This window comes from Arthrobacter sp. Leaf141, from assembly GCF_001424565.1.
Classification (GTDB): domain Bacteria; phylum Actinomycetota; class Actinomycetes; order Actinomycetales; family Micrococcaceae; genus Arthrobacter.
Genome location: NZ_LMOL01000013.1, coordinates 112,469 through 135,516 on the forward strand (window position 1 = coordinate 112,469; position 23,048 = coordinate 135,516).

15 protein-coding genes are annotated in these 23,048 nt (G+C 67.8%); 10 read left to right on the forward strand and 5 right to left on the reverse strand.

Going from position 1 to position 23,048, the window contains the following annotated elements; genetic code table 11:
* Window positions 1-39 precede the first annotated feature (39 nt).
* Window positions 40-1,320 carry a DUF4192 domain-containing protein gene (locus tag ASF72_RS10970; protein WP_056598827.1) on the forward strand — a complete coding sequence of 427 codons (1,281 nt, stop codon included), beginning with the start codon at window positions 40-42 and terminating at the stop codon, window positions 1,318-1,320.
* A 568-nt stretch (window positions 1,321-1,888) separates the two neighbouring features.
* On the forward strand, window positions 1,889-3,181 hold the full coding sequence (locus ASF72_RS10975; protein WP_050685726.1) for an RNA polymerase sigma factor: 1,293 nt from the start codon (window positions 1,889-1,891) through the stop codon (window positions 3,179-3,181).
* A gap of 193 nt (window positions 3,182-3,374) precedes the next feature.
* Here ASF72_RS10975 and ASF72_RS10980 read toward each other — a convergent pair whose 3' ends face one another.
* A complete protein-coding gene (locus ASF72_RS10980; RefSeq protein ID WP_050685727.1) occupies window positions 3,375-3,596 on the reverse strand; it encodes a DUF7455 domain-containing protein in 222 nt (73 codons plus the stop codon).
* A gap of 255 nt (window positions 3,597-3,851) precedes the next feature.
* Between ASF72_RS10980 and ASF72_RS10985 the strand changes: the two genes are divergently transcribed.
* On the forward strand, window positions 3,852-5,960 hold the full coding sequence (locus ASF72_RS10985) for a DNA gyrase/topoisomerase IV subunit B (RefSeq protein WP_056598830.1): 2,109 nt from the start codon (window positions 3,852-3,854) through the stop codon (window positions 5,958-5,960).
* Window positions 5,961-6,038: 78 nt separating this feature from the next.
* Here the strand turns inward: ASF72_RS10985 and ASF72_RS10990 are convergent, their stop codons facing one another.
* On the reverse strand, window positions 6,039-7,022 hold the full coding sequence (locus tag ASF72_RS10990; RefSeq protein ID WP_056598833.1) for a M56 family metallopeptidase: 984 nt from the start codon (window positions 7,020-7,022) through the stop codon (window positions 6,039-6,041).
* Between the two features lie 6 nt (window positions 7,023-7,028).
* Entirely contained in the window at window positions 7,029-7,412 is a 384-nt protein-coding gene (locus ASF72_RS10995; protein WP_050685730.1) for a BlaI/MecI/CopY family transcriptional regulator, read from the reverse strand.
* A 259-nt stretch (window positions 7,413-7,671) separates the two neighbouring features.
* On the opposite strand from ASF72_RS10995, the gene ASF72_RS11000 reads away from it, so the two are divergent.
* The 3 genes from ASF72_RS11000 to cydD are packed head-to-tail and all read left to right on the forward strand — an operon-like array spanning window position 7,672 to window position 14,057.
* On the forward strand, window positions 7,672-9,273 hold the full coding sequence (locus tag ASF72_RS11000; RefSeq protein ID WP_056598837.1) for a cytochrome ubiquinol oxidase subunit I: 1,602 nt from the start codon (window positions 7,672-7,674) through the stop codon (window positions 9,271-9,273).
* Between the two features lie 16 nt (window positions 9,274-9,289).
* A complete protein-coding gene (cydB, locus tag ASF72_RS11005; RefSeq protein ID WP_056598840.1) occupies window positions 9,290-10,339 on the forward strand; it encodes a cytochrome d ubiquinol oxidase subunit II in 1,050 nt (349 codons plus the stop codon).
* Window position 10,340: 1 nt separating this feature from the next.
* Complete coding sequence (gene cydD / locus ASF72_RS11010; RefSeq protein WP_056598842.1) at window positions 10,341-14,057, forward strand: thiol reductant ABC exporter subunit CydD; 3,717 nt, start codon at window positions 10,341-10,343, stop codon at window positions 14,055-14,057.
* Here the strand turns inward: cydD and ASF72_RS11015 are convergent.
* Window positions 14,054-14,572, reverse strand: a complete 519-nt coding sequence (locus tag ASF72_RS11015) for a DinB family protein (protein WP_056598845.1) — start codon at window positions 14,570-14,572, stop codon at window positions 14,054-14,056. The genes cydD and ASF72_RS11015 overlap by 4 nt on opposite strands.
* 222 nt (window positions 14,573-14,794) lie before the next feature.
* Here ASF72_RS11015 and ASF72_RS11020 point away from each other — a divergent pair, with 222 nt between their 5' ends.
* Window positions 14,795-15,604, forward strand: coding sequence for an acetyltransferase (locus ASF72_RS11020; RefSeq protein ID WP_056598848.1), 810 nt, complete (start codon window positions 14,795-14,797; stop codon window positions 15,602-15,604).
* A 59-nt stretch (window positions 15,605-15,663) separates the two neighbouring features.
* Here the strand turns inward: ASF72_RS11020 and ASF72_RS11025 are convergent, their stop codons facing one another.
* Window positions 15,664-18,198, reverse strand: coding sequence for a DNA gyrase/topoisomerase IV subunit A (locus tag ASF72_RS11025; protein ID WP_056598851.1), 2,535 nt, complete (start codon window positions 18,196-18,198; stop codon window positions 15,664-15,666).
* Window positions 18,199-18,271: 73 nt separating this feature from the next.
* On the opposite strand from ASF72_RS11025, the gene ASF72_RS11030 reads away from it, so the two are divergent.
* From ASF72_RS11030 to ASF72_RS11040, 3 genes are read left to right on the forward strand one after another with little or no spacing between them, the layout of a single operon-like run.
* A complete protein-coding gene (locus ASF72_RS11030; RefSeq protein ID WP_056598854.1) occupies window positions 18,272-20,956 on the forward strand; it encodes a bifunctional acetate--CoA ligase family protein/GNAT family N-acetyltransferase in 2,685 nt (894 codons plus the stop codon).
* Window positions 20,957-20,997: 41 nt separating this feature from the next.
* A complete protein-coding gene (locus tag ASF72_RS11035) occupies window positions 20,998-21,741 on the forward strand; it encodes a DUF5998 family protein (RefSeq protein WP_050685738.1) in 744 nt (247 codons plus the stop codon).
* 1 nt (window position 21,742) lies between these two features.
* Window positions 21,743-22,966: an alkaline phosphatase family protein gene (locus ASF72_RS11040; protein ID WP_056598856.1), complete on the forward strand. Its 1,224-nt coding sequence runs from the start codon at window positions 21,743-21,745 to the stop codon at window positions 22,964-22,966.
* Window positions 22,967-23,048: the final 82 nt, after the last annotated feature.

Genomic DNA, 23,048 nt, shown 5'->3' on the forward strand with positions numbered 1-23,048 from the left:
CCGCTTACCGCAGCGACGGTGCCGGCGGACAGTGGGTCCATGACTGCACCGCAACCGCTGAGTGTCCATGGACCCGAAGACATCCTCGCCTTCATCCCGCATTCGCTGGGCTATTGGCCCTCGTCCAGTGTGGTGGCCATGACCCTGCACGGGAAGCGGCTTGGGGCCACCCTGAGGCTGGACCTGCCCGGGCCGGCGGGGCTTCGGCGCCCGGAAGCCTTTGCCAGGGCCGTCCGCGGCTACCTGCAGGCGGACGGTGACGCGGACGGCACACTGGTCGCTGTTTTCGGTGGGACGGCAGGTGCCCCCGCCCCGCAGCTGCACCAGCTGTTGATGCTGGAACTCTACGATGCCCTGCAGCGGGCCGGGATGCCTGTCCGCGATGCGTGGTACGTGGGGGACAGGTATTGGCGCGGCGCCTTCTGTGTTGATTCATCGTGCTGTCCGGCACCGGGCAGGCCGGTCCAGCAGATCCTGGACAGCCGGCTTTACGCGGAAATGGTGTTCCAGGGCAGCACCGTGGGACCTCCACCGGATGGGTCTCCTATCGGTGACCAGTGGACAGCCGACTATTTGGCAGCCGTGCGCGCGGCCCGCACCGCGTGGCGCCGCAAGCTGGAGCGGCGACGCGGCAGCCGGGAGCAGTTCCACCTGGTCCTGACGTACTGGGCAGCGGTCCTGGGCCGGCCTGCCGGGAAACCGCTGCTGCCTGCGGCGGACCGGGACGGTTTCCTCTTGGCCACGCTGATGGTTCCCTGCCTGCGCGACGCCGTCCTGGTGCAGGCCGCGGCGGGGCGGACCACGGCAGTCGCGGGGGCAGCACAGTTCGGCCTTCTCCGCGACGGGCCGTTCCCCAGACCGCTGTCGCCGTTGCCGGCTGGCGACCTGCCCGGCCGTCAACCGGGCGGTGATGCTGGCAGTGGCAGTGGCAGTGGCAGTGGCAGTGGCACAGGCGTTGGTACCAGTGCCGGCCAGGTGTTCGGTTATGGTGATGTCCTCCTGGGGCTGGGACCTGAAGTGCCGGATTGGCCCCAGCTCGAGGCGCTCGACCGGATGCTGGCGCACCTTGCGCTGGCGGGCGGGAAGTCGGCTGCTGCGCCCCTGACTCTGCAGGGCTGGGTTGCGTGGTGCCGGGGGAGGGGCTCCGTCGCTGCTGCCTACTACTGCCGGGCGCTCCGCGCGCAACCGCAGTACCGCCTGGCCGGGCTGCTGCTGGAGCTGGACCAGCGGGGCACCATCTGCGGCTGGGCGGCAAGGAAGGAGGCTGCGTGGCAGAAGTTCAGCAATGATCCTGAGCGGGGAACCGGACAGCTTGGCTGAGGGGCGTGCGCGCCGGCGGGGCGACAAGGTGTGTGGTCCTGGGCGGTGTGTGGTCCTGAGCGGTGTGCGGTCCTGAATGGTGTGTGTGCCTGAATGGTGTGCGGTCCTGAACGGTGTGTGTGCCTGAACAGCGTGCGCGCCGGCGGGGGACCGGCTGGCGGAGGGCGGACGGGCGGGATGGGCGTAGCGGCCGTAGGGGCGCGGGCAACCAGTGGCGGAAGTCGCCGGCGGTAGCGAGTGGAGTGCGGGACGGCGGCCGGAAGTTTCGGCTGGCAGCGGCTGGAGTGCGGGCGTCCAGCAGGCAGTCACGGGTGGCATCGCGGGAGAGGAGTGTCGGCAGGTAGGTCCGATCCGGCGAAACCGTGAGACAATGGACGCCGAGACCCGGTTGGGTCCGTGTGTCAAGAGCTTGTGTTGGGTCCTTCGGGGAACAATTCAGCCACTCCGGCAGTTGAGTTAACAGACTCTGCCGGCCGTGGTGGCGCTTGATTTCCATCACGGACTTGACAGGGTCATAGTGGTGTTGCCCGTATGGCGATTCCACAGACCACCGCTAGAAAGGTTTTCTGTGACCCCGTCTTCCACGAAGAAGGACCCCGCCGCCCAGGACGAACTGTCCGCTGAGGAGAAGCAGGCGGCTACCAACGCCAAGCGGGCAGCCACTCGTGCGGCCAACAAGGCTGCCGCCGGCGAAGCCGGTCCTGACGGCAAGCGCGAGCCCAAGAAGCGCGGCCCGAAGCCCGGAGCCAAGGCCGCTGCCGGAAAAGCTGCAGACGACGACGCCGATGACGCCGACGACGCTGACCAGGATCCGGACGATTCCGCACTGGAAGGTGCCGACGCAGCCGAGGACGACACTGCCAAGGCCGCCGCACCCACGGGCAAGGGATTTGTCTACTCGGACGCCGACGACGACGACGCACCTGTCCAGCAGGTTATGTCCGCCGGCGCCACGGCCGACCCCGTCAAGGACTACCTGAAGCAGATCGGTAAGGTGGCGCTGCTCAACGCGGAGCAGGAAGTTGACCTTGCCCTCCGCATCGAGGCAGGCCTGTTTGCCGAAGAGAAGATCAACGCTGACGACGGCGCCATGGACCCGAAGTTCAAGCGTGAACTCGACTTCATCATCCACGACGGTAAGCGCGCCAAAAACCACCTCCTGGAGGCAAACCTCCGCCTGGTGGTCTCCCTGGCCAAGCGTTACACCGGCCGCGGCATGCTCTTCCTTGACCTCATCCAGGAAGGCAACCTGGGCCTGATCCGTGCGGTGGAGAAGTTCGACTACACCAAGGGCTTCAAGTTCTCCACGTACGCCACCTGGTGGATCCGCCAGGCGATCACCCGCGCCATGGCCGACCAGGCCCGCACCATCCGTATCCCGGTGCACATGGTGGAAGTCATCAACAAGCTGGCCCGTGTCCAGCGCCAGATGCTGCAGGACCTGGGCCGCGAGCCCACGCCTGAGGAACTGGCCCTGGAACTGGACATGACGCCGGAAAAGGTCGTCGAAGTCCAGAAGTACGGCCGCGAGCCCATTTCGCTGCATACGCCCCTGGGCGAGGACGGCGATTCGGAGTTCGGTGACCTGATCGAAGACTCCGAAGCAGTTGTTCCCGCTGACGCGGTGAGCTTCACGCTTCTCCAGGAGCAGCTGCACTCGGTCCTGGACACGCTTTCCGAGCGCGAAGCCGGCGTGGTGGCCATGCGGTTCGGCCTCACCGACGGACAGCCGAAGACTTTAGACGAAATCGGCAAGGTATACGGCGTCACGCGTGAGCGTATCCGGCAGATCGAATCAAAGACCATGTCCAAGCTCCGCCACCCGTCACGGTCACAGGTGCTCCGGGACTACCTGGACTAAGCAGCAAAAACAGCGGGGCCGTCCCCCGGTCGGTCAGCCAACGGCTGCCGGCCGGGGGACGGCCCCGCTGTTTTGTTGGTGCAGGGTTCCGCGGGATGCTGCAACACCTGGACGTTTATGGACCTGGATGTTAAAGCACTGTGGCCCCTCAGGTGAGGGGCCACAGTGTTGGCTTGCTGGGTTGGAGAGCGACCTAGTCGACTTCCACCACTGCCTTCTGGTGGAGCCTGGACGTCTCGTCGTGCCAGTCGGAGCTGAGCGGCTTAAGCGTTGCTTCGACCGCTCGGGCATGGTGGCCACAGAAGAGCAGCTCACCGCCGGAGGTTTCAAGAACAACCCGGACATATGCCTGTGCTCCGCAACGATCGCACCGGTCCAGTGCATTGAGTGTGCGGTCTGCCACTGCTGTTGTCATGTCGGCCTCCTTAGTAGTTCAGTACGTCTATATAACCAGTATTCGTAACAAAACCATCGCAAGGATGGGGCAAGTTCGCTGTCCGCGTATCCACAAGGTTCCCTCAAGACCTCCGTGCGGCAACCCCGCGACAGGCCCGTGGCAGGGCGCACAGGCGGCGTCCAGTGTGGCAGCCGACCGTCCCGGCCGGGCCCGGCTAGGCTGGAGGAAGCGATCCCCGCGCCGGCCTTTTCTCCCCGAAGGAGCTCATTTCCCGTGGCACCCAGTTCTGATTACACCGCCCGGCACCTGTCTGTGCTGGAAGGCCTGGAGGCCGTCCGCAAGCGCCCCGGCATGTACATCGGTTCGACGGACTCACGCGGCCTTATGCACTGCCTCTGGGAGATCATCGACAACTCAGTAGACGAGGCCCTCGCCGGGTTCGGCCACGACATCAGGATCATCCTGCACGCCGATAACTCCGTGGAAATCCACGACGACGGCCGCGGCATCCCCGTGGACAAGGAACCGAAGACGGGCCTCACCGGCGTCGAGGTCGTTTTCACCAAACTGCACGCTGGCGGCAAATTCGGCGGCGGATCCTACACGGCGTCCGGCGGCCTGCACGGTGTGGGCGCTTCGGTGGTTAACGCGCTGTCCTCACGCCTGGACGTGGAAGTGGACCGGGGCGGGAAGACCTACAAAATGTCGTTCCGCCGCGGCGAGCCCGGACGCTTCAAAGACACGGGATCGCGGATCGACCCCGAGGCAACCTTCGGCCCGTTTGTGGATGGCTCCGTCCTGGACGTGGTGGGCAAGGCCAAGCGCGGCGTCACCGGAACCAGGATCCGTTACTGGGCGGACCGGCAGATCTTCACCCCGGACGCCAAGTTCTCCTACGACGAACTGGCAGCCCGGGCCCGGCAGACCTCATTCCTGGTACCCGGCCTCAAACTCACGGTGCGTGACGAGCGCAAAGTCCCCGGCACGCCCGGCGAGTCCGGACCCCACGAGGAGGTATTCCACCACGACGGTGGCATCTCGGAGTTTGTGGATTTCCTGGCCGCCGACCCCGCGGTGACTGACGTGTGGCGGCTGCACGGCTCCGGCAAGTTCAAGGAAACCGTTCCGGTCCTGGACGAGCGCGGCCACAGCCAGCTCGCCGAAGTGGAACGCGACTGCGAAGTGGACGTGGCCCTCCGCTGGGGGATCGGCTACGACAGCACGGTGCGCAGCTTCGTCAACATCATTTCCACGCCCAAGGGCGGAACCCACCAGTCCGGTTTCGAGCAGGCGCTGGTTAAGACCTTCCGCAAAGCGGTGGAAACCAACGCCCGTAAACTCAAGGCGGGCAACGACAAAATTGAGAAGGACGACATCTTTGCCGGCCTCACGGCTGTCCTCACCGTCCGGCTGGCGGAGCCGCAGTTCGAAGGCCAGACCAAGGAAATTCTGGGCACCTCTGCTGTCCGCGCCATCGTGGCCCGCGTGGTGGAACGGGAGATCGCCGCGAAACTGACCTCAGCCAACCGCAACGACAAAGCCCAGTCGGCGCTGCTGCTGGAGAAGATCGTCAGCGAAATGAAGTCGCGGATTTCCGCGCGCGTGCACAAGGAAACCCAGCGGCGCAAGAACGCCCTGGAAACTTCCTCGATGCCCACCAAGCTTGCCGACTGCAGGACGGACGACGTCGAACGTTCCGAACTGTTCATTGTGGAAGGCGACTCGGCCCTGGGCACCGCCAAACTGGCGAGGTCCTCCGACTTCCAGGCGCTGCTGCCCATCCGCGGCAAAATCCTGAACGTCCAGAAGGCTTCCGTGGGCGACATGCTCTCCAACGCCGAGTGCGCAGCCCTGATCCAAGTGGTGGGCGCCGGGTCCGGCCGCAGCTTCGACATCACAGCTGCCCGCTACGGCAAAGTCATCCTGATGACCGATGCCGACGTGGACGGCGCGCACATCCGCACGCTCCTGCTCACCCTGTTCTTCCGGTACATGCGCCCCATGATCCTGGAGGGCCGGGTCTTCGCCGCCGTCCCGCCGCTGCACCGGGTCGAGGTCATCAACGCCGGGCAGAAAGCCAACGAGATGATCTACACCTACTCCGAGGCGGAACTGCACGTCCTGTTGGCCAGGCTGGCCAAGGAAGGCAAGCGCTACAAGGAGCCCATCCAGCGGTACAAGGGCCTGGGGGAGATGGATGCCGAGCAGTTGGCGGAGACCACCATGGACCCGCGGCACCGGACCCTCCGCAAGGTGGGGATCGAGAACGCCCAGCAGGCCGAGGAGATCTTCGACCTGCTGATGGGCTCGGACGTGTCGCCACGCAAGGACTTCATCATCGCCGGTGCGGCCAGCCTGGACCGGGAACGCATCGACGCCTGAAGCGCTTCGAAGCGCGGCAGGAGCGTCTCCCGCCGTCCAATCGAGGCCGTCCAGTCGAGGCCGTACTCTCGACGCCGGTCAGCCCAGCAGGCCGGGCACCACCAGTAGCGCCGTGGGCAAGGCGAGCAGCAAAACGCAGCCGGCCAGCACCACGCCGCGGACAGGGCCGGGCAGCTGCGGCTGCGGTGACAGCAGGCGGCTGACCCGGGACGCGGTGGTGCGGGCGGAGTCCGAGCCGCCCGCCGGATCAGCCCCGCCAAGCGCCAGTCCCGGGTTGCCCGGCTGCATATCGGAGGCGCCGGGCGCCTTGGCTGACCCGCTGGCCACGATGGCGATGGCCTTGATCAGCGTGGCCTTGCTTTCGGATCTCAGGGCCACGTCGTCGGCCAGCATCTCGATCAGCGAGTTCACTGCCTCCTGGGCCAGCCGGGTGGTGGGAAGCCACGGCAGTGCTTGGCGCCAGGCCGCGAAAGCCCACAGCAGGAGGTGGTGCCGCTGGCTGAGGTGCGCGTTCTCGTGGCTGAGTACGGCGCGGAGCTCGGCCGGTTCCAGGGCTGCCATCAGGCCGTCGGAGAGGACGGTCACGGAGCGCGCCCCGCCGGGCAGGCAGTAGGCCACCGGTGAGTCGTGGCTGATGACCAGGGTTGCGGCGTCCTGCCCGGACGGTGAGGCCAGCAGGGCCAGCAGTTCCCGGTGCCGCCGCCGCTGGCGCTGGATCCGGTAGTACGTCAGGAGCAGGGTAAAGACCAGGTGGGCGCTAAGCAGGGCGGCCGCGGAAAGCGCGAAGATATGCCAGAAGCCCAAGGCTGTGGTGGGGGCGTTGTAGAGGACCATCCCGGCCAGCGCCCGGATGCCCGCAATCAGGTTCTCGCCGATGGGCTCGAGCCCGTACACCAGCATGGCGCCGATCATCGAAAGGCCACCTGCCAGTGCGATCGCCTGCCACAGGAGCATGGCCGTGAACGGCGAACGCGCAGGCCAGTGCGCCCGCGACAGCAGGATGGGCACGGGCCAGGCCAGCACCAGCGCCAGGACAGCCAGCAGGTACGAGGCCCAGAACATAGTCTGTTAGAGGTGGCCGAGCAGTTTGCGCAGCGTTTCGGCTTCGCCTTCGGTGACGGAACCGATGAAACGGGCCAGGACTGCCTCGCGGTCCGGGGCCGAGCCGAGGACTTCGTGCATCAGTTCGGCGGTGTGGTCCGCACGGCTGGATACGGCCTGGTAGCGGTGCGGGCGGGTGCCGCGTTCGCGTTCCACCAGGCCCTTTTTCTCCAGCCGGGACAGGACGGTCAACACCGTGGTCACGGCGAGTTCCTTGGCCTCGTGGCCGGGTCCCACCTGCGCGGCGGACATACGTGCCAGCCGGTCCCGGAGGGTATTGGCAGTGGCTGCTTCCTGGCCCGCCCAGAGCAGGTCCATCACTGCCCGTTCAAGTTCACCAAGACTTGCCATCGCTCTTTATTCCTTTAGTTTCCCCGCACCGTCCGCTTTGTGCAGGCGGTGACTGTGCTGCTGAATTTGTTGCTGCTCCAAATTTACCCCGAATCGCCAGTATTTTCTACGTGGAGTAGAACATGTGGCGCGCCGCGGGGTGGCGGGCCATCCTTAGGGGGACGGATCGTTTTACAGCACCTCCGGCATTGTTCTACACTCTGTAGAAGTAAGAGTTCTACGAGACGTAGAAAACTCGCTCCTGACCTTAGGGACTGCCTTGGACGCCTTGGAAATCGCACGCTGGCAATTTGGTATCACCACCGTCTACCACTTCATGATGGTGCCGCTGACCATCGGCCTGGGCCTGGTGGTGGCCGTCATCCAGACCGCCTGGCACCGGACCGGAAAGCCCGAGTACCTCCGGATGACTAAGTTCTGGGGAAAGCTCTTCCTGATCAACTTCATTATGGGCGTGGCCACCGGCATCGTCCAGGAATTTCAGTTCGGGATGGCCTGGAGCGAATACAGCCGCTTTGTGGGGGATGTCTTCGGCGCCCCGCTGGCCCTCGAAGCCCTCCTCGCCTTCTTCGTCGAATCAACGTTCCTGGGCCTCTGGATCTTCGGCTGGAAGCAGCTTAAGCCGGCAGTGCACCTCGCCTGCCTGTGGATTGCTGTGGTGGGCTCGGTGTTCTCCGCCTACTTCATCATTGTGGCCAACAGCTGGATGCAGCACCCCGTGGGCGTGGAAATGGTGGATGGCCGGCCGGTGATGACCGATGCCTGGGCCGTGTTCACCAACAACACCGCCATGGTTGCCGTACCCCACACCATTTTTGGTGCCCTGGCCGTGGCCGGCGGCTTCCTGCTAGGGATCGCCTGGTACCACCTGTGGCGCCGGCGCCGCGACGGCATCGACACCATCGGGGCTGACGGCAAAGTCATTCCCGGCGAAGCTCCCAGCATTCCGGGCCGGGACCGTGCCGACCACGCCGTGTGGATCCGCAGCCTGCGCATCGGTGCGGTGGTGGCCATGATCTCGTTCGCCGGCACCGCGATCACGGGCGACCTGCAGGGCAAGCTGATGTTCGAACAGCAGCCCATGAAGATGGCAGCCGCTGAGGCCGCCTGCCACGACGGCACCGGGTTCTCGGTCCTGAGCATCGGTAACCTTGGCGCCCAGAACTGCGAGGACATCGTGGCCGTCATCGAGGTCCCCGGCATCCTGTCCTTCCTGGCCAAGGGCGACTTCACCACCGAGGTCAAGGGCGTCAACACCCTGCTCCCGGAATACCAGGCCAAGTACGGCACCAACCTTCCGGACAACCCCATCTACGGCGAGCGCGCCGGCCAGGAAATCGACTACCTTCCCGTCATGGAGGTCACCTACTGGGGCTTCCGGATGATGATCGGCTTCGGCAGCCTGGCCGCCATGGCAGCGTTTGCCGCCCTCTGGATCACCCGCAAGGGCACCGTTCCCGAATCAAAATGGCTGATGCGGCTTGCCGTCTTCGGCATCCTCGCCCCGTTCGGCGCCAACGCCGCCGGCTGGATCTTCACCGAAATGGGCCGCCAGCCCTTCGTGGTGGCACCCAACCCGGACCCCAACGGCATCGACCAGGTGTTTATGTTTACCGCCGCCGCCGTCTCACCAGGGGTTTCCGCCGGGGAACTGCTGGCATCCCTGATCGCCCTGAGCGCCGTCTACGCCGTCCTGCTTGTGGTGGAAGTGAAGCTGCTGGTGAAGTACATCCGCGGCGGGGTGGTCTCCGCGATGCCGGAACTGGGCCACACGCCGTCGGACGACGACGCGGACGGCACCTCCGGCGCCGGCGGCCCGGGCAGCAAACCCGACCACGACGTCCTGGCCTTCGCCTACTAGGAACGGGAAAGAACACATGGAACTGCTCCCCACCATCTGGTTCATCGCCATCGCCGTCCTCTGGACCGGCTACCTCTTCCTCGAAGGCTTCGACCTCGGGGTTGGCATGCTGATGAAGCTGTTCGCCCGCAACAACACCGAACGCCGTGTGCTACTGAACACTGTTGGCCCTGTCTGGGACGGTAACGAGGTGTGGCTGCTGACCGCCGCCGGTGCCACGTTCGCGGCGTTCCCGCTCTGGTACGCCTCCCTGTTTTCCGCCCTGTACCTGCCCCTGCTGGTGGTGCTGCTGGCACTCATCTTCCGGGCCGTGGCCTTCGAGTACCGGGGCAAGGTGGACACGGACTCCTGGCGGTGGCGCTGGGACTGGGCCATCGCACTGGGCTCGTTCTTCGCCGCCTTTGGTGTTGGCGCCGCCCTGGCACTGACCACTACGGGGCTCCCGCTGAATGCCAACGGCGACCGGGTGGGCGGGCCGATGGCCTGGTTCAGCGGCTACGCCATCGTAGGCGGCCTGGCAGTGGTGGGGTTCGCCCTGCTGCACGCCCTTGCGTTCCTTGCCCTGAAGACCGACGGCGACATCCGGCACCGCGCGCGGCAGTGGTTCGTCCGGCTGCTCCCGGTCCTGCTGCTGCCCATCGCCGCCTGGGCCGTCAGCGTCCAGGTCCTGGACGGCAAGGCCTGGACCTGGGCCGCCGTGCTGCTGGCAGTTGCCGCCGCCTGCGCCGCCTGGCTGTTTGCCCGGCGCGGTGCCGAAGGCAAGTCGTTTGCTGCCATGGGGCTGTTCCTTGTCCTGGGCACCACATCCATTTTCGGTGCCGTGTTCCCCGTGGTGCTGCCGTCCACCCTGGACAGCGCCTTCGACCTGACCATTTCCAACGCGTCCTCCTCGGACTACACCCTGGGCCTGATGAGTATTGTGGCCGCCGTGGGACTGCCCTTGGTGATCGCCTACCAGGCCTGGACCTACTGGGTGTTCCGCCGCCGGGTGAGTGCCGACCACATCCCTGCAGCCCATAGCTTCCTGCCGGCAATCGCTGCCCGTGCCTTCACCACCAAGGGCTGAGATGCGGCCCAGTTTCCCGTCGGGTCCCGCCACCCGCAGCGCCATTTACGTCCTGGGCGTCCTTGCTGCCCTGAAAGCCCTCGCACTGGTCCTCATGGGCCAGGCGGTGGCATCCATGCTTGCCGGCCTGGCGATTGGAAACCCGGACTGGGCCAGCCAGCTGCTGCCCGGCCTGGCCGGGGTGGTCCTCCGCTCCCTGACAGTCTGGGCACAGGCGGTGGCTGCCCGACGGGCCGCACTGGGCATCAAGGAGGAACTCCGGGCCGGGCTCCTGGCGCATGCACTCCGCAACGGTACGCGCACCAGCGGACCGGCGGACGGCGGCCTCGCCGTCCTGGCCACCCGGGGCCTGGACGCCCTGGACAGCTACTACACGCAGTTCCTGCCGGCCCTGGTGAACTGCGCCGCCCTTCCGCTGCTGCTGGGTGCCCGCATCCTCTTCGCGGACTGGGTCAGCGCCGTGGTGATTGTCCTGACCGTGCCGCTGGTGCCGCTCTTTATGGTCCTGATTGGCCGGTACACCGAGGACAACGTCCGGGAGGCGCAGTCGTCCCTGACGCGGCTGTCCGCACACATGCTGGAACTGGCCAAGGGGCTGCCGGTACTGGTGGGGCTGGGCCGCGCCACAGCCCAGCGCCAGGCCCTCGAGGACATCTCGGAGGAGTACCGTTTCAAAACCATGGGGACCTTGCGCACCGCATTCCTGTCGGCGCTGGCCCTGGAACTGATCGCCACCATTTCGGTGGCCGTGGTGGCAGTCTTTATCGGTGTCCGGCTGGTCTATGGTGGCATGCCGCTGGAAGCAGGCCTCCTGGCCCTGATCCTGGCCCCGGACTGCTACCTTCCCCTGCGGGAACTGGGCACCGCCCACCACGCCAGCGACGACGGCCGCGTGGCACTGGCGGAAACAACCAAAGTCATGGACGCCCCCGAGCCCGCGCCGCTGGCCCCGACGCCCGCACCCGCCGGTCAGCCTGGCACAAGCCTCAACGGCGACGCCGCCTCCGCTGGGGGGCGCACCGCTGACGCGCTGGCGGCAGCTGCACGGACCCCTGCACGGACCCCTGCACGGACCCCTGCACTGATCGTTGACGCGCTGGCCGTCACGTACAGCGGCCGGAACCGGCCCGCGGTGGGGCCCCTGACGTTCGCAGTCCCGCAAGGCCGGATCACGGCCCTGGACGGCGCCAGCGGTAGCGGCAAGAGCACTGTGCTCGGCGTCCTGGCAGGAACGGTGGGAGCCGGTGCCGGAACCACCATCACCGGCAGCCTCACCGGCCTGGACCGCAGTGCGGTGGCCTGGGTGCCGCAGCACCCCGTGATGGTGGCAGAGACCGTCCTCGACGAGGTGCTGCTCTACCTCGGGGCCGACGCCCAGGCGGGCCCAGATCAGGCAGGGCCCGACCAGGCCCACCAGGCGCAGACCGGCCGGGAAACGGCGCCCATGGTCCGGATAGCCCGGGACTGCCTGGACCGGGCCGCCGCAGGCCACCTGGCCGATAGGCACCCGGCCGAGCTGAGCCCGGGCGAACTCCGCCGGGTGGCCCTGGCCCGCGGGCTGGCCCGCATCGAGGCCGGCGCCACCTTGCTCCTCCTCGATGAACCCACCGCACACCTCGACGAAACCTCTGCCCTGGCCGTCGAAGAAGCCATCGAAGGGCTCCGCGGCAGAGTCACCGTGATCCTGGTTGCCCACGAAGAACGCACCAGGGCGCTCGCGGACCAGCTGGTGCCGGTCGGGCCCAGGGGAGTTACCAGCGCGGCCGGCGCAGGCGTGACTGCTGCGGGCATGATTGCTGCCGGCAGGGCGGGCGGCGCGGCAGTAGGACTGCCCGCTGCCCGGAACCACACCGCCACCGCCCTGCCTGCCGCGGCACAGTCCGGGACATCTGCTGCAGGGTCCACGGCCGATTCACCTAATGCTCCACCGGCGTCGTCAGCCACACACGATCCAGAATCGCAGGGCGCGTCCCGGCTCCTGGCCGGCCTGCTCCGCCCGGTGCAGGGCAAATCCGCCGCCGCAGCAGTGGTGGGCACCCTGGCGGCCGTCTTCGCCGTGGCACTCTCCGGGCTGTCCGGCTGGCTGATCATCCGGGCCAGCGAACAGCCCCCCATCCTTTATCTGCTCACGGCCATTGTGGGTGTGCGCTTCTTTGGGATCGGCCGGGCGGTGCTCAGGTACTGGGAGCGGCTGCTGCTGCACGACGCCGTCTTCGCCGCACTTACCCGCCTGCGCGGCCGGCTCTGGGAATCGCTGAGCCGCCGTGCCCTGTCCCTGCGGCGCCTGCTGCAGGGCGGGAACGTCCTGGGCACGGTGATTGACGACGTCGACACCATCCGGGACCTCCTGCCCCGCGTGGTCCTGCCTCCAGTCACAGCCGTTGCGGTGTGCGTGCTGGCGCTGGTTACCACCGGCCTGACGGTCCCTGCCGCGCTGCCGGCGGTTGCGGCGGCGGCCGTGGCCGGCCTGGTGCTGGCGCCGGCGGTCGCGCTGTGGGGTGACCGGAAATCCGCCACCACCGAGCAACTCCTGCGCTCCGGGGTACTGCGCCGTATTTCGGCGGCATTGGATGCCCGGGCGGAACTGCACGCCAATGGCGTGGCACCCCGCGTCCTGGCCGCGCTGCGCGGGCAGGACCGGGATGCCACGGCGGCCGCCCAGCGCTCGGCTTGGGCGGAGGGCCTGGGCCACGCCATCACCACGGCCGGCTGCTGCGCCGCCGCGCTTGCCACCGCGTGGCTGGCGGCGCCGGCGGTCCTGGCGGGAAGCCTCGCGCCGGAAGTTGCCGCCGTCGTGATCCTGCTCCTGCTGGCGCTGGTGGAACCGTATGCGGCCATGACGACGGCGGTCCGCCAGTACCCGGCCCTGCGTTCCGTGCTGCGGCGCGTGGGGGAGTCCGGTGCGCTGGCTGCCGGGGCGCCGGGCAGTGCCCCCGACGATGCGGACGGCCTCCTCAGAGTCCCTGCCCGCGAGGGTGGTGTCCCCGACGATGCGGACGGCCTCCTCAGAGTCCCTGCCCGCGAGGGTGGTGTCCCCGGAGTGGAGCTGGCCAACCTGGCAGCAGCCTGGCCCGGCAGCGCCCCGGTTTTTGCCGGCGTCACCGCCACCGCAGATCCCGGCCGCTGGCTGGCCGTGACAGGACCGTCGGGCTCGGGGAAGTCCACCCTGCTGTCCGTCCTGCTCGGCTTCCTGCCCGCAGCGGCAGGCAATGTCCGGGTCACCGGCCGGGTGGCCTGGTGCCCGCAGGAGGCCCACCTGTTCGACTCCACCATCCGCGGCAACCTGCTCCTGGGCCGCACCGGCTCGCAGGCGCCGGAACAACGGGACCGGGCCGTCGACCAGGACCTGGAGGCCGTGATCCACTCGGTTGGCCTCGCCCGGCTCCTGGAACGGCTTCCTGCCGGGCTGGACACCCGGATCGGGCCCGGGGGAGCCTTCCTCAGCGGTGGCGAACGCCAGCGGCTGGCCGTGGCCAGGACGCTGATGACCGGGGCTGAGGTCATCCTGCTGGACGAACCCACCGCGCACCTGGACGCCGAATCGGGCGCTGCCATGCTGGCAGACCTCCGGGCGGGACTGGCCGGGCGCACGGTGGTGCTGGTGACGCACGCCCCCGCCGACATTTCCCCGGACGATGCCCGGCTGGAGTTATCCCGGCAACGTGACGAGGCGGCGCTGGTGCCGGCAGGCGCTGGGCGGATTAAGCCGCTGGGCTAGCCGTCCACGTCGTGAAGGTGGTGGACCACGTCGTGCAGGAAGTACTGCGACAGGGTCAGCACCGTGAACTTGGAGCCGTTGCTGCGGGTGCCGGTGCGGTCCCAGTCGGCTTCGCGGACGGCGGCGAAGGCATCCGCCACCTGCCGGCCTTCAGCGGTGAGTTCGGCGCTGACCACCGCCGGGTCTGCGCTGGCGTAATCGCTGTCAATGGCGCTCTGGTCCTGGTCCCAGTTGGCGAATTGGGGGTCATCGGAGCCCATCATCAGGCCCAGCCGTTGCTCAAAGACGGAAAAGACGTCGCGGACGTGGCAGGCGTACTCCAGGGCGGACCAGGTCGTTTCGTTGGGGCGTTCGGTGGCGTCCGGACGGCGGAGGACCGCCCGCCAGCGGGGCAGCATGCTTTCGATGCTTCCCGGGACAGTGGCGGGGGTGGTGGATGCGAAATCGAAGGTGCACTCGGGACATGGCCGGGACAGGACCCAGGTCCAGTCCTTCTCATCAGGAACGATAGGCATGGGAGCAGTCTAAGCGGAGAGTCGCCCTGCTGCCGCCCGTGTCCACCAACGCGTCACGGAACGCCCGGAACCGGTCCGGGCACGGCGGGGACAGCCCGGGTAGGCTGGGGTTTTCGGCTGGCTGGGCGGTATAACAGCGCTGGCTGCCGGGACGCAGATCCGGGGGATGATGGGAATGTACATGGGAAACTGGCTGCTGGTGTCCGGCCGGAGGCTGCAGTGATGGCCGCGTCGCACGCTTCAACCGCCGCGGCCTTCCTGGCGGCCTATGATTCGCAATTGCGCACTGACGCGGAAGTGGCCGGCGCCCTGTCCGTCACGCCGCTCGGGCCTCTCTGCCTGGCAACGTTCGACGGCGGCCGCGGGTTCGTCACGTACGCGGACCTGGGTGGGGCAGGGGCAGCCCGCATTGCCGATTGGGTGGACCTGGCCTTGGCCCATTTCCGGGCGGACCCCCGCTTGGACGCGGTGGAATGGAAGACCCGAGCCCACGACGCCGCACCCGGCCTGCACAGCGCCCTGCTGGAGCAGGGGTTTGTGCCGGACGACCCCGAATCCATCATGATTGGTGCGGCCACAGACCTGGTGGCCGACGTCACCCTGCCTCCCGGCGTCCAGCTGCGCAGGATCACGGAGCCGGCAGACGTCCGGGCCGTCAGCGCCATGCAGGACATCGCCTTCGGCGGTGAAGTCTCCGCCGTGCGGGCAGAGGACCTGCTGCGCAGGCTGGAATGCCGCGACGGGACGGAACTGTGGGCTGCCGAACACCAGGGCAGCTTTGTCAGCGCCGGCCGGCTGGAACCCGTGGCGGGAACCGACTTCGCCGGGATCTGGGGCGGAGCCACCCTGGCCGCCTGGCGGGGCCGGGGCATTTACCGGGCGCTCACGGCGGAACGGGCCCGGTCCGTGCTGCGGCTGGGCAAGACCTTGATCCACAGCGATTCAACCGGGTACTCACGCCCCATCCTGGAACGCTACGGGCTGCTCAAGGTCTCCACCACCACGCCCTACAACTGGACGCGCGAAGCCTGAGCCGGCTGGGCAGTGGCCACCGGGCCGCCGGGCTCCCGGGGCCCAACAGCCGCAGCACATCAGCTGTCCGCTCCGGCTTCCGCTTCATCGCCTGGAGCTTCCCAGGCCATGGCAGGTCCGATCGCGTCCACGGCCTGGGACAGCGGGATGCCGGAGCCGTCCCGCCGGCCATGTTCCTGCGGCAGCGACCTGGCCACGCCGGCCAGGGACGACGCCTTGGCCGGACCATGGCCCGCCCACGCCATCAGCATGGTGTCCTCACCCTTCAGGAACCGGTGTGCCCGCACACCCGCGGTGGCGCGGCCCTTCGCCGGGTATTCGGCAAACGCCGTGACCTTGGCGCTGCCCGGCGCTGTGCCGGGCAGCGCGCCGGTGGTGCCCGCGATCGTCACCACCACGGCAGCCGCATCGCCGGGCTGTACCGCACCGAAGAACAGCACCTTGTCGCCGGCGGCCAGTTTGATGCCCGCCATGCCGCCGGCGGTGCGGCCCTGCGGCCGGACCACGGCTGAGGCGAACCGCAGCAACTGGGCCTGCTGCGTCAGGAAGACCAGGTCGACGTCGTCCGTTCCGGCAGGCGCCACGCCCACCACGGTGTCCTTGTCCTTGAGCGCGATGATTTCCCAGTCCTCCCGGTTCAGCGGGTAGTCCGGCTGGACGCGCTTGACCACACCCTGGACCGTGCCGATGGCCAGCACCTCGTCCAGGGGCGCGAAAGCCACCAGCGCCTCACCCTTCAGGAGCGTGATGAAGTCCTTGGCGGGCACACCGCCGGCCAGGTTGGGCAGGCCGGACATCGGCGGCAGCACCGGCATGTCCATCACCTGGAGGCGCAGCATGCGGCCCTGGGAGGTGATGGCGGCGATTTCGCCGCGGGCCGAGGTCTTCACCACGGAGGCGAACACGTCGTGCTTGGCGCGGGGACCGGCCTCGGCCAGGGGTTCCTGGTTGCTGGTCCGGGCGATCTGGCCGGACGCGGTGAGAATGGCCCAGCAGGGATCGTCCGCGATTTCGAGGGCCAAGGGAGCGGCCTTGCCCTTGCCGGCGACGGCGGCCAGTTCCTTGGCGACGGTGGGGGACACGGCCTCGGATTCGAGCAGCACCGTGCGGCGGGGCGTTCCGTGCTGCTCGGCGATCTCTGCCAGCTCATCGGAAACCAGGGTCCGGAGCCGCTCCTCGGAGGCGAGGATGGCTTCGAGTCCGGCGATTTCGCGGCGCAGCTCGTCCTGTTCCTTTTCCAGCTCGATGCGGGAGTACTTGGTGAGCTGGCGCAGGCGCAGTTCCAGGATGTAGTTGGCCTGGATCTCGGAAAGGTCGTAGATGGACATCAGCCGGGTCCGGGCGGCCGCGGCCTCATCCGAGGAGCGGATGATCTGGATGACCTCGTCAATATCCACAATGGCGATGAGGAGGCCCTCCACCAGGTGCAGGCGGTCCTTCTTTTTGCCCAGCCGGAACACCGTCCGGCGGCGTACCACGTCGATCCGGTGGTTCACGTAGACAGTGAGCAGCGGGACCAGGCCCAGCGTCTGCGGCTGGCCGTCCACCAGGGTGACGTTGTTGATGCCGAAGGAATCCTCCATCGGCGAGTAGCGGTACAGCTGCTGCAGGACGGCGCTGGGGTTGAAGCCGTTCTTCAGCTCGATGACCAGGCGCAGGCCGTGCTTGCGGTCCGTCAGGTCAACGATGTCGCTGATGCCCGTCAGCTTCTTGGCGTTGACGGCGTCCTTAATCTTTTCGATGACTTTTTCCGGGCCCACCATGTACGGCAGCTCCGTGACCACCAGGCCGGTGCGGCGGGCGGAAAGCTGCTCCACTTCCACTTTGGCCCGGGTCTTGAAGGAGCCGCGGCCGGTGGCGTAGGCGTCCCGGATGCCGTCCAGGCCCACGATCCGGCCGCCGCTGGGCAGGTCCGGGCCGGGCACAAACCGCATGATCTCATCCAGCGTGGCGTCCGGGTTCGCGATCAGGTGCCGGGCTGCCGCGATGACCTCCACCAGGTTGTGCGGGGCCATGTTGGTGGCCATGCCCACGGCAATGCCGGTGGCCCCGTTGACCAGGAGGTTGGGGAACGCCGCGGGGAGCACTTCCGGCTGGGTGAGCTGGTTGTCGTAGTTGGGGACAAAGTCCACCACGTCTTCGTCGAGGTGGTTGGTGAGGGTGAGGGCCGCCGCCGCGAGCCTCGCCTCGGTGTACCGCGGAGCTGCCGGGCCGTCGTCGAGCGAGCCGAAGTTGCCGTGCCCGTCAATCAGCGGCAGCCGGAGCGAGAAGTCCTGCGCCATCCGGACCATGGCGTCGTAGATGGCAGTGTCGCCGTGCGGGTGCAGCTTGCCCATCACCTCGCCCACCACGCGGGCGCTCTTGACGTGGCCGCGGTCCGGGCGCAGGCCCATGTCGCTCATCATGTAGAGGATGCGCCGCTGCACCGGCTTGAGCCCGTCCCGGGCATCCGGGAGGGCCCGCGAGTAGATCACCGAGTAGGCGTACTCGAGGAACGATCCCTCCATTTCGGAGGTGACATCGATGTCAACGATGTTTTCCGTATAGGGGGAGTTGTCCTCCACTGCAGGGGTGGAACTTTGGCGGCGGGCCATGGGGTTGGTGCATCCTTTGGGGTTACTTGCGGCAATCGGGTGTGCTGCGGAAGATTTTGGCTAGGCTAAGCCTATGGTGGATCAGCCCGGGGACGGCGAATATCCGGAACATTGGGAAGCCGATGTCGTCCTGCGGGACGGCGGGACGGCGCACCTGCGGCCCATCCACCCGTCCGACGCCGACGCCGTCCAGACCTTCCACACCGGCCAGTCCCGCGACTCAATTTACATGCGGTTCTTCGCGTTCAAGGCCAGGCTGTCCAGCAAGGAACTCAAACGCTTCACCGAAGTGGATTACCGGGACCGGGTGGCTTTTGTCATCACCATCAGCAACGAAATCGTCGGGATCGGCCGCTACGACCGGCTGGATGATCCTTCCGATGCGGAGGTGGCGTTCAATATCTCCGATGCGCACCAGGGCCGGGGAATCGGTTCCATCCTGCTCGAACACCTGGCGGCTGCGGCCAACGAGAACGGGATCAGGCGCTTCAGCGCGGAAGTCCTGCCGGAGAACCGGAAGATGCTGATGGTGTTCTCCGACGCCGGGTACGACGTCAAACGGCATTTCGACGACGGCGTCGTCAGCCTCGGGTTCGACATCGACCCCACGGAGCGGTCCCGGGGCGTTATGGAGGCACGCGAGCACCGCGCCGAGGCCAGGAGCGTGCAGGACCTGCTGACGCCGTCGTCCATTGCCGTGATCGGTGCCAGCCGCAAATGGGGGACGGTGGGCTACCAGCTCCTCGAGCACATCGTTGAAGGCGGGTTTGCGGGGCCGGTCTACGCCATCAACCCGGAAGCCCTGGAACTGGCGGGCATGCTGTCCTTCGGGAAGCTGTCCGAAATCCCCGGACCGGTGCAGCTGGCGGTGATCGCCGTCCCGTACGAGGAAGTACCGGCGGTGGTTGCCGAATGCGCCGCGGCCGGAGTGAAGGGCCTGGTGGTCGCGTCGGCAGGATTCGCGGACGACGGCGAACGCGGCCTCCTGCGGCAACGGAACCTGGTGCGCCAGGCACGGGCCAGCGGCATGCGGGTGATCGGTCCGGCGTCGCTGGGCATTGTGAACACGCACCCCACGGTCTCGTTGAACGCCTCCATGGCCCCGGCGCTGGCGCTCCGCGGCGGCCTGGGACTGTTCAGCCAGTCCGCGGCGATCGGCGTCGGCCTCTACGCCGCGTCCAGCCGGCGCCGGCTGGGCCTGTCCACCTTCCTTTCCGCAGGGAACAGGGCGGACGTCTCCGGTAACGACATGATGCAGTACTGGGAGGACGACGCCGACACCTCCGCTGTGGGCCTCTATCTGGAGTCGATCGGCAACCCGCGCAAATTCTCGCGCATTGCCCGGCGGCTGGCGCGCAACAAACCGGTGATCGTGGCCAAGTCGGATGCCATGGGGCTCCGGCTGCCGCCCGGGCACACCGTCCGCACCACCCAGGCGCCCGCCGGTGCGCTCGATGCCATGCTGCGGCAGTCCGGGGTGATCCGGGTGGAGACCATCGAGGAACTGGTGGACGTGGCGCAGGTGGTGTCAGGGCAGCCGATGCCCGCCGGTCCGGGACTGGCCATCTTCAGCAACTCCATGGCGCTGGGCAAGGTGGTTGCAGACAGTGCCGAAGCCCACGGGCTGGACGTGGCCGCGCTGGTAACGGACGTGGACCTCGACGCAGGCCAGTCGGTTGCGCTGCCCGCGCTCCGGGCTGCGTTGTTGGCTGCTCTCGCTTCCGACGGGGTCCACGGCGTTGTTGCCGCGCTCCTGCCTGCCCGCGGGCTGACGGTGGACGCCATCGCCGGGGTCCTGGGTGAGTGCTCAGCCGCAGCTGGTAAACCCGTGGTGGCTGCCTTCACCGGAATCCTGGACGCCTCCGTCCATGTGGAGGGCATGGTGGGGGCTGACGGGCTGGCCGTCCCGTGTTTCTCCAATCCAGGCGCCGCTGTGGCCGCGCTCGCGGCCGTGGCCCGGTATTCGGAGTGGGTGTCCAAGGACCACGGGCACTTTGTTGAACCCGAGGGCTGCGATCCCCGCCGGGCAGCCGCTGAACTGGAGGTCCTGCTCCGGGATGTTCCGGGGGAGCAGCTCAAGACGCTGGACCCTGCCGCAGCTGCATCGCTGCTGGGGCATTACGGGATCACGGTCCTGCCGTCCTTCGGTTTTGATTCGGCGGCCGAAGCCATCGAAGCGGCAGATGCCCTCGGCTGGCCGGTGGCACTGAAAACCACCGAACCCTCGCTGCGCCAACGGCTTGACCTGGGCGGGGTGCGGCTGGGGATTGAGGACGCGGAGTCGCTGCGGCAAAACCTGGTGCAGATGCGCAGGGCTCTTTCCGCCTATGGCGATCCTGCCCTGGAAGTCCAGAGCATGGCGCCGGTGGGCCAGGCCTGCACCTTCCGGGCCATTGAGGACCCGCTGCTGGGGCCGGTTATTTCCTTTGGGCTGGCCGGCGACGCGGTGAACCTGCTCGACGACTGGGCGCATCGGGTCCCGCCGCTTTCCGCGGCGGACGTAACAGAGTTCATCCGCGCGCCGAGGGCTGCCCGGAAGCTGTTCGGTTACCAGGGACTGCCGGCGGTGGACGTTGCGGCTTTGGAGGATCTGGCGGCCCGGCTGGCCTGGCTGAAGGACAACCATCCCGGCATTGCCCTGGTGGAGTTCAACCCGGTGCTGTGCGGAACTGCGGGGGCCACCATCCTGGCTGCCGACGTCCGGATCGGCAACGCCGCACGCCGCACGGACAGCGCCCGGCGGGCCATGCTGGGCTGAGGCGGTTAGCAAGTGACCGGCCGATCTGTGAAAATGGACCAATGAGCTTCCAGCCTCCCGCTTCGGCGCCTGAAACGCCCGGCAACGAAAACCAGGCAGTCCGCCATCACAGCTCACACAGCCACGGTCCAGAGGGCCAAAGCCTCGAAGCAGCCCTCCAGAAGGCCGGCTTCTACCCGCTGCTGGTGGCCGACGTGGTGGATGACGCCCTGGACGGGCGGGACTGCGTGGCGCACCTGGTGCACCTCGAGACGCACTTCGACCGGGCCGAGGTCCGGCGCCACATCACCGTCCTGGTCCTGACGGCCGACATGCTGGTCATCACCCACGTGGACGACCAGCAGCTGGACGAAGCCGGCGAGCAGATCGTGGCCCAGATTTCCACTGAATCCGTTCCCGTGGCCCAGATCCGCTCCGTGGTCCTCAGCTACATGTACGCGCAGCCGCAGGATTACAAGCCCTCGGATCCGGTCCGGGAACTGACCCTCTCCATCGCCTGGTCCGGCGGCCAGCGTTTGGACATGGGGCCCGCCAGCTGCGGGGATCCGCAATGCGAGGCCGACCACGGCTACACCGGCACTATTGCCCAGGAGGACATTGTGCTCCGGATCAGCGCGGAGGCGGACGGCCTGCAGGCTGTCCAGGACGCCAAACTCTTTGCCCGTGCCCTGCGGGCCGTGAACACCGGTTCCACGGCGCCGGTGGCACACATCCAGTCACTGCCGCCCCGGCCCCGCGCCGGCGTCTTCGGAAACCGCCTGAGCCGCGGGCACCAGCAGCGCTGAGATGCCGGATACCCAAACCGGCGTCATTCCGGCTGCCGGAAACCCGGACGTTCCCCCGGCGCCCGCCTACGGCAGCCGTTCCCTCGCCGAGGTCCTGACCAGCGCCGCGGCGAGTATCGGCGTCGGCGGCTTTACGAATACGCTGAACCTGCCTGCCGCGTCCCGCGTCTGCGTGGTCCTGGCGGACGGGCTGGGCCGCAACCTGCTCAAGCAGAAGGCCGCGCACACCCCGTTCCTGCGTTCCGTCATGCAGGCGGGGCAGGGCAACGTTCCGGTCTGGCTCGACTCCACTTTTCCGTCCACGACGGCGGCCGCGCTGGCTAGTTTCGGCACCGGCCTGCCGCCGGGGCAGCACGGCATGGTGGGCTATGACGTGCTCGACCCGGACCAGGACAAGGTGGTCAACCTCCTGGGTAACTGGGATCCCGGTGTGGACCCGAACGCCTGGCAGCCGTTCCCCACGGTCCTGGAACGGGCTGCCGCTTCAGTAAACGTCACCACCGTCAGCCTGCCGCAGTTTTCCGATTCCCCGATGACCAGGGCTGCCCTTCGCGGCGGACGCTTCGTCTCGGCCACCACGCCGCATGCGCGTACCTCGGCGGCCGCTGAGGCCATGGCAGTGTCGGGCCCGTCGCTGATGTACTACTACCTGAACGAACTCGACAAGGCGGGGCACCGGCACGGCTGCCAGTCGGCGCAGTGGGAGCACCAGCTCGAGGAGCTGGATGCGACCATAAAGCGGCTCAACGCGTCGCTGCCGGCGGGGACCACCATCCTGCTGACCGCTGACCACGGCATGCTGGATGTTCCCGAAAGCCAGCGGCTCGACTTTTCCGCCGAGCCCGGCCTGGTTGAGGGCGTCCGGCACACGGCGGGGGAGCCGCGGATGGTGCACCTGTACCTGGATGGGGCGGCTTCGGACTATATGGCTGTCCGTGAACGTCTATTGGCGGCATGGCGGGCGCGCTTCGGCGACCGGATCTGGGCCTTCACGCGCGAGGAAGCACTTGCTGCCGGGCTGTTCGGGGCCACCCGGCCCGCCGTCGAAGGCCGGATCGGGGACGTGATGATCGCTGCCCGGGACGCCCTGGCTCTGTACGACCTGCGGCGGGTCCGGCCCGCCGCCATGGAAGTGGTGGGCCAGCACGGGTCGTTGACCAAGGCCGAGCGGGAGGTCCCGCTGCTTTGTTTCACTGCCGCCGGGAAGGGCAGCCGGCGGGGCTGAGCCCGGTTTGTCCTCCGGCTGCTCCTGGGGTTGATGTTGGCGCTGGTGACAGGCTTGATTCGCGGGCCGTTCCTGCCTCCGG